Genomic DNA, 6,536 nt, shown 5'->3' with positions numbered 1-6,536 from the left:
ACGCGATGCCGGGCGGCGGCCACCGCTGGCGGGCCGGGGCCCGGCAGCACCTGGCCCTGCGGCCGGCGGACGCCGCCGCCGCGCGGCACGGCACGGAGCAGGTGGCGCGCCGGGTGGCGGCGGCCCTGGCGGAACACCCGGACGTGCTGCTGGCCTACTGGGACGAGGGGCTGGCCCGGCTGGTGGTGACGGCCACCGAGGAGCGGTTCGGCGACCGGGTACTGGACCGGGCGCAGGAGGTGGCGGAGCGGCACGGCCTCGAGCTGGCGGCGGACGCGGGCCCGGAGGAGATCACGCACCCGGCCGACCCGGTGGCGGTGCGGGTGGCCGCGACGGCCCTGGCCGCGGACGTGCTCGGCACCGGTGCGGCGCTCACGGCGTACGCGCTGCGGCTGCCGCCGTCGCCGCGCGCCGTGACCGCGGCGGTGACGTTCCTGCGGGAGAACCCGCGGGTCCGTCGCGTGCTGCGCGGGACACTCGGCGGGCCGGGTATGGATCTGGCGCTGGCCTGCGCGAACGCCGCGGCGCACGGCGCCGGGCAGACCCCGTCGTCCCTGGTGCTCGACGGCGCGCTGCGGGGCTGCCAGCTCGCCGAGGCGGTGGCGCGGGCCGCCGCCTTCGACGCCGTGCACGACGAGCTGTGCGCGCCGGAGCGGGTGAGCGTGGGCGCGGACGGGGCGCCGCGGCCGGCGCCCCGGGTGACCCCGGCCCAGGAGTACGCGGCGCACGCGGCGACCGGCAGCGTGCTGGGCGCGCTGGCGACGCTGCTGGTCAAGCACGACGCGACGGAGGCCGCGGAGGCGGTGCTGGCCGGTTCCCCGAAGGCGGCGCGCTACGGCCCCGCCGTCTTCCACGCGGTGCTGGGGGGCATGCTGGCCCGGTCCGGGGTGCTGGTGCGCGATCCGGAGCGGCTGCGGCAGCTCGAGCTGGTGGGCACGGTCGTCCTGCACCCGAGTGCGCTGCGCGGGGCGGACGGCGAGGCCGATCCGTGGGTGGAACCGGTGCTGGACGCGGCACGGCGGGCCGGACTGCGGGTCGTCGTGGTGGACGATCCGGTGCTGGAGGACTTCACGGGACTGGCCGACCAGGTGGTGGACGCCCGGCGGCCGCTGGACGACGTGGTGTACGAGCTGCGCCAGGACGAGCGGGCGGTGCTGACCGTCGCCCGGCTGCGCTCGGCGGAGGAACGGGACGTCTTCGCGGGGTTGCGGGCGAGCGACGTGGCGGTGGCGCTGGCCGATCCGGCCGGTGCCGTGGTGTGGGGCGCGGACGTGCTGGCCCTGCACGGTCTGCAGGACGTGTGGCGGCTGCTGACGGCGGTCCCGGCGGCCCGCACGGTGGGCCGCCGTTCACAGATGCTGGCGCGCTCGGGCGCGGCGCTCTCCGGGCTGCTCGTGGCGATCGGCGAGTCCGGTGGCGGCCGCGGGCGCCTGTCGGTGCTGCCGGGCCTGCGGCACGCGCCGGTGGACGTTGGCGCCGCGGGCGCCCTGCTGTCCGGGGCGCGGGCCGCGCTGTCCGTGGCGGTGGCCGGGGCTCCGCACCCCCGACCCCGGGTGCACTGGCACGAACTGGACCCGCGGGAGGCGCGCGAACGGCTGGAACGGGAGTCGGAGGCCGGTACGCCCACGCCGCTGCGGCGGGCGGGCGAGGGGGTGCGGGGCGCCGTCCGCGCCGTGACGCGGCACCCGGCCGTCGCCCCGGCGCGCTGGACCGTGGAGCTCGGCCAGGCGGTGCGGGGCGAGCTGCACGACCCGCTGACGCCGGTGCTGGCCGTCGGTTCGGCGGCGTCGGCGATCCTCGGCTCGGTGGTGGACGCGTTGCTCGTCGTGGGAGCACTCGACCTGAACGCGCTGGTGGGGGGCGTGCAGCGGCTGCGCGCCGAGCGGGCGCTGTCCGGTCTGGTGGCGGAGCAGAAGCAGAAGGCGCGGGTGGCGCCGCCGGAGAGCGAGGCGCCGGCGGGCGGCACCCGCACGGTGGACGCCGGGCGGCTCGAGCCGGGCGACGTGATCGAGCTCAAGGGCGACGACGTCGTCCCGGCGGACGCGCGCCTGCTGTGGGAGGACGGCCTCGAGGTCGACGAGTCCGCGCTGACGGGCGAGTCGCTGCCGGTGCAGAAGCAGACCGATCCGACGCCGCACGCGCCGGTGGCGGACCGGCACTGCATGGTGTTCGAGGGCACGACGGTGGTGGCCGGGCAGGCCCGGGCGGTGGTGGTGGACACCGGCGACCGGACGGAGGCCGCTCGTGCCGTCCACCTGGCCGCGCGGACGCCCCCGGCGGGCGGTGTGCAGGCCAGGCTGCAGGAGCTGACCCGCAAGGCGCTGCCGTGGACGCTCGCGGGCGGCGCGGCGGTGACCGGCGTGGCGCTGCTGCGCGGTACGCCGATCCGGGAAGCGGTCAGCGGCGGGGTGGCGGTCGGGGTCGCCGCGGTGCCCGAAGGGCTGCCGCTGGTGGCCACGGTGGCGCAGCTCGCGGCGGCACGGCGGCTGAGCCGTGGCGGCGTGCTCGTGCGCACGCCGCGCACGCTGGAGGCGCTGGGCCGCATGGACACGATCTGCTTCGACAAGACGGGCACCCTCACCGAGAACCGGCTGCGCCTGGTGCGGGCGTCGGACGCCGGAGGCGGGGTGCGCGCCGCGGGTGACGCGGCGGTGGCGGAGACCGTACGGGTCGCCGCGCGCGCCTGCCCCCGGCTGAACGGCGGGTCGGAGCGCCCGATGCACGCCACCGACGAGGCGGTGCTCGACGCGGCCGGAGACGACCCCGGGTGGGTGCAGTCGGAGGGGCTGCCCTTCGAGGCCGGGCGGGGGTACGCGGCCGCCGTGGGCCGGGCGGACGACGGCGGCGCCGTACTGGTCGTGAAGGGGGCGCCGGAGACCGTGCTGCCCGCGTGCGAGGACCTCGCGCCCGGGGCTTCCGACGCGGCGCACGACCTGGCGGGGGACGGGCTGCGGGTTCTGGCCGTGGCCGAACGGCGGCTGGCCGACGGCGAGGACGGGGCGGCGGCCCTGGAGGAGCCGCTGCGCGGGCTGCGGTTCACGGGGCTGCTGGCCCTGTCGGACGTGCCCCGGGAGACGTCCGAGGCGCTGGTGCAGGGCCTGTACGAGTCCGGGGTGCGCCCCGTCATGCTCACCGGGGACCACCCGCAGACGGCACGGGCCATCGCGCGCGGTCTGGGCTGGCCGGAGGAGCCGGTGGTGGTGACGGGCGACGAGCTGGCGTCGGCGGACCGCTCGGCCCGGGCGCGGATGCTGCGCGACGCGTCCGTGGTGGCCCGGGTGGCTCCCGAGCAGAAGCTCCAGGTGGTCGAGGCGCTGCGGGACGCGGGCCGCGTGGTCGGCATGGTCGGCGACGGCGCGAACGACGCGGCGGCGATCCGGGCGGCGGACATCGGTGTGGGGATCAACGCCCGCGGTTCGGCGGCGGCCCGCAACGCCGCCGACATCGTCCTGACGGACGAGGACCTGACCGCTCTGATCGCGGCGGTCGGCGAGGGCCGTGCCCTGTGGCACAGCGTGGCGGACGCGATCGCGATCCTGATCGGCGGGAACGCCGGCGAGGTGGGTTTCGGGCTGCTGGGCACGCTGGTGTCCGGCCGCGCGCCGCTGTCGACGCGGCAGATGCTGCTGGTGAACCTGTTCACCGACCTGTTCCCGGCGATGGCGGTGGCGGTGACGCCGAAGGCCGGCCAGGAGGCCGGCCGGCAGACGGGCCCCAGGGCCCCGGAGGACGTGGCCGGCGGGGTGCTCGGGGAGCCGCTGATCCGGCAGATCCGGCACCGGGCGCTGACCACGTCCGTGGGCGCGCTGACGGCCTGGCTGGTGGGCCGTTTCACGCCGGGGACGGAGCGCCGGTCCAGCACCATGGCGCTGTGCGGGGTCGTGGGCACCCAGCTCGTCCAGACCCTGCTGGACCGCAGGGACAGCCCGCTGGTGCGGTTCACCGCGCTGGGCTCGGCGCTGGCCCTGGTCGCGTTGATCGAGACGCCCGGGGTGAGCGGCGCGTTCGGCTGCACCCCGCTGGGTCCGGTGGCGTGGGCGGGGGTCGCCCTCGGCATCCTCGCCGCGCTGGCGGGCCAGCGTGCCCTGCCCCGCCTGGAAGAGACGGTGCTCCGGCTGGTGCCGGCCGCCGGCTGAGCGCGGACGTCCCGCCGCCTAGCCGGCCGCGGGCGCGGTGGAGCCCCGTACGACCAGTTCGACGGGGATGTCCGCGCCCCCGGGCTCCCGGCCCTCCAGGACCGCCAGCAGGGCCTCCATGCCGCGTTCCCCGAACCGCTCGGCGTCAAGGCGCACCGTGGTGAGTTCCGGGTCGAGGGCGGTGGCGAGGGCGAGGTCGTCCAGGCCGGTGACGGAGACGTCGTCGGGGACGCGGAGGCCGAGGCGGCGTATGGCCTTGTAGGCGCCGGCGGCCAGTTTGTCGTCGTCGCAGACCACGGCCGTCGGCCGGGGGCCGGGCCGGGTGAGCGCGGCCTCGGCGGCCGCGACCGCGTCGTCGATGGAGATCGGCGCGGCGGCCGTGCTGAGATCGGTGCCGGGGACGGCGGCCAGCCGCGCCGCCAGCTCGCGGGCGCGCAGCTCGAAGGTCCAGGAGGGTACGTCGGCCGCGAGGTGCAGGAAGCGGCGGTGCCCGAGCCCGAGCAGGTGCTCGGCGACCTGGCGGACGCCGTCGGCGATGTCCAGGTTCACGGTCGCGGCGCCGAGGCTGCCCTCGGGATCGCTGTCGAGCATGACCAGCGGGAGCTGGTCGCCGCGGATGGCGGTGAGGGCGTCGGCGGCCATCGAGGAGGCGATGACGCCGTCCAGGGCCGCCTGCGCGGAGGCGAAGGGGTCACGGGCGGGGCCGATGCCCTCGGGGGAGGGGTAGAGCACGACCCCGAAGCCGTGCCGGGCCGCCACGCGCGCCGCGCCGGTGTAGACGCCGGCGAAGAACTCGGTCGTCAGGGCCGGCACCACGAGCAGGACGGTGCGGGTGCGGCCCAGGCGCAGGTTGCGGGCCGCGAGGTTGGGCCGGTAGCCCAGCTCGCGCGCGGCCGCGCGGACCCGTTCGGCGGTGGCCTCGGAGACCCGGCCGCGCCACTTGTCGCCCAGGACGAGCGAGACGGCCGCCTGGGACACCCCGGCCGCCTGCGCGACGTCACGGCTGGTCGGGCGCGTGCTGCTGCGTGGCACCGTGGGCCTGCTCCTCTGCGTGGGGTCGCCGCTCGTCTGGACGCGTGAACAGCGCACATGGTACGTATGAGCGGCGGGGTTATACGTAACACTTGGAGGCGGGCATGGCCGCGGGATACCTGGAGATCCTCAGGGCGAGACACGCGGCCCGGCTGCTGACCGGCACGCTGGTGGGCCGGCTGCCCAACGCGACGGCCGCGATCGCCCTGGTGCTCTTCGTCCGGGCCGACGGCGGCACCTACAGCCTGGCCGGGGCGCTCGCCGCGGTGTACGGCGTCGCCAACGCGGTCGGCCAGCCGGTCCTCGGCCGGCTCGTGGACCTGCACGGCCAGCCGCGCGTGCAACTGCCCGCCGCCGTCCTGGCGGCGCTCGCCATGACGGCCTTCGCCTTCTCCGGCACCGAACCGCTGCCCCTCGCCTACGTCTGCGTCGCGGCCGCGGGCCTGTTCACCCCGCCGCTGGAGGGCGGCCTGCGCGCCCTGTGGCCCTCCGTACTGCGCCGCGAGGAGCAGGTGCACACCGCGTACGCCATGGACGCGATCGCCCAGGAGGTCATGTTCACCGTCGGCCCCCTGCTGGTGACCCTGTGCGTCTCGCTGTGGTCGGAGCGCGCGGCCCTGCTGGTGCTGAACGCCGTCGGTGTCCTCGGCGCCCTCTCGGTGGTCGTCTCGCCGCCCTCGCGCGCGTGGCGCTCGGCGCCCCGCGAGGCGCACTGGCTGGGCGCCCTGCGCTCGCCCGGCCTGCTCGCGCTGCTCGGTGCCTTCCTGTTCATCGGCATCGCGCTCGGCTCCATCACCGTCGCCTCCGTGCCCTACGCCGACGACCACGGCGGCGACGCCGTCTACGGCTGGCTGATGGCCGCGCTCGGCCTCGGGGCGCTCATCGGCGGCACCGTCTACGGGGCCCGCCAGTGGGGCGGCACCCCCGAACGGCGACTGCGGCTCCTGGTGGCCCTTCTGGCGGTCTGTTACCTGCCGCTCACGCTGATGCCGGACACGATCGCCATGGTGCTGCTCACCCTGGTCGCCGGAGTCTTCCTCGCGCCCTGCATCGCCTGCGCCTTCATCATCGTCGACCGGCACGCGCCGAGCGGCACCGTCACCGAGGCGTTCTCCTGGCTGGTGACGACGTTCACCGTGGGCGCCTCGGTCGGAACGGGCCTGGCGGGGCCGGTCGTCCAGACCGGTGGCGCGCTGTGGGGGTTCGCGCTGCCGGCCGCCGCCGGGACCGTGTCCCTGCTGGTCCTGCTCGCCACCGGACGGGTCCTCGCAGCTCCCGTGCGGGGCGGGGTCGTTGCGGCTTCATCGGAAAATGATCCAAATCGTGCCGTCGAACCCCGTTTCAGCTCAGGGGATCGGGCGTAATGTT

The 6,536-nt window shown here is 76.9% G+C and carries 3 protein-coding genes; 2 read left to right on the top strand and 1 reads right to left on the bottom strand.

The window, feature by feature from the left end:
* A partial coding sequence (locus PV343_RS29710; protein ID WP_319150110.1) for a cation-translocating P-type ATPase occupies positions 1 to 4,136 on the top strand: 4,136 nt, incomplete at its 5' end.
* Positions 4,137 to 4,154: 18 nt separating this feature from the next.
* Here the strand turns inward: PV343_RS29710 and PV343_RS29705 are convergent.
* A complete protein-coding gene (locus PV343_RS29705) occupies positions 4,155 to 5,168 on the bottom strand; it encodes a LacI family DNA-binding transcriptional regulator (RefSeq protein WP_319150109.1) in 1,014 nt (337 codons plus the stop codon).
* A 104-nt stretch (positions 5,169 to 5,272) separates the two neighbouring features.
* Between PV343_RS29705 and PV343_RS29700 the strand changes: the two genes are divergently transcribed.
* Entirely contained in the window at positions 5,273 to 6,532 is a 1,260-nt protein-coding gene (locus PV343_RS29700; protein ID WP_319150107.1) for an MFS transporter, read from the top strand.
* The last annotated feature ends 4 nt before the right edge of the window (positions 6,533 to 6,536 follow it).

The organism is Streptomyces sp. WI03-4A (genome assembly GCF_033792105.1).
In the GTDB taxonomy this organism is placed as follows: domain Bacteria; phylum Actinomycetota; class Actinomycetes; order Streptomycetales; family Streptomycetaceae; genus Streptomyces; species Streptomyces collinus_A.
The sequence above is the reverse complement of the archived record's forward strand: the minus strand, read 5'-3'. Positions and strand labels throughout refer to the sequence as shown.

Coding starts and splice junctions, on each gene's coding strand:
- PV343_RS29700 (WP_319150107.1), top strand. CDS start 5,273: ATGGCCGCGGGATACCTGGAGATCCTCAGGGCGAGACACGCGGCCCGG.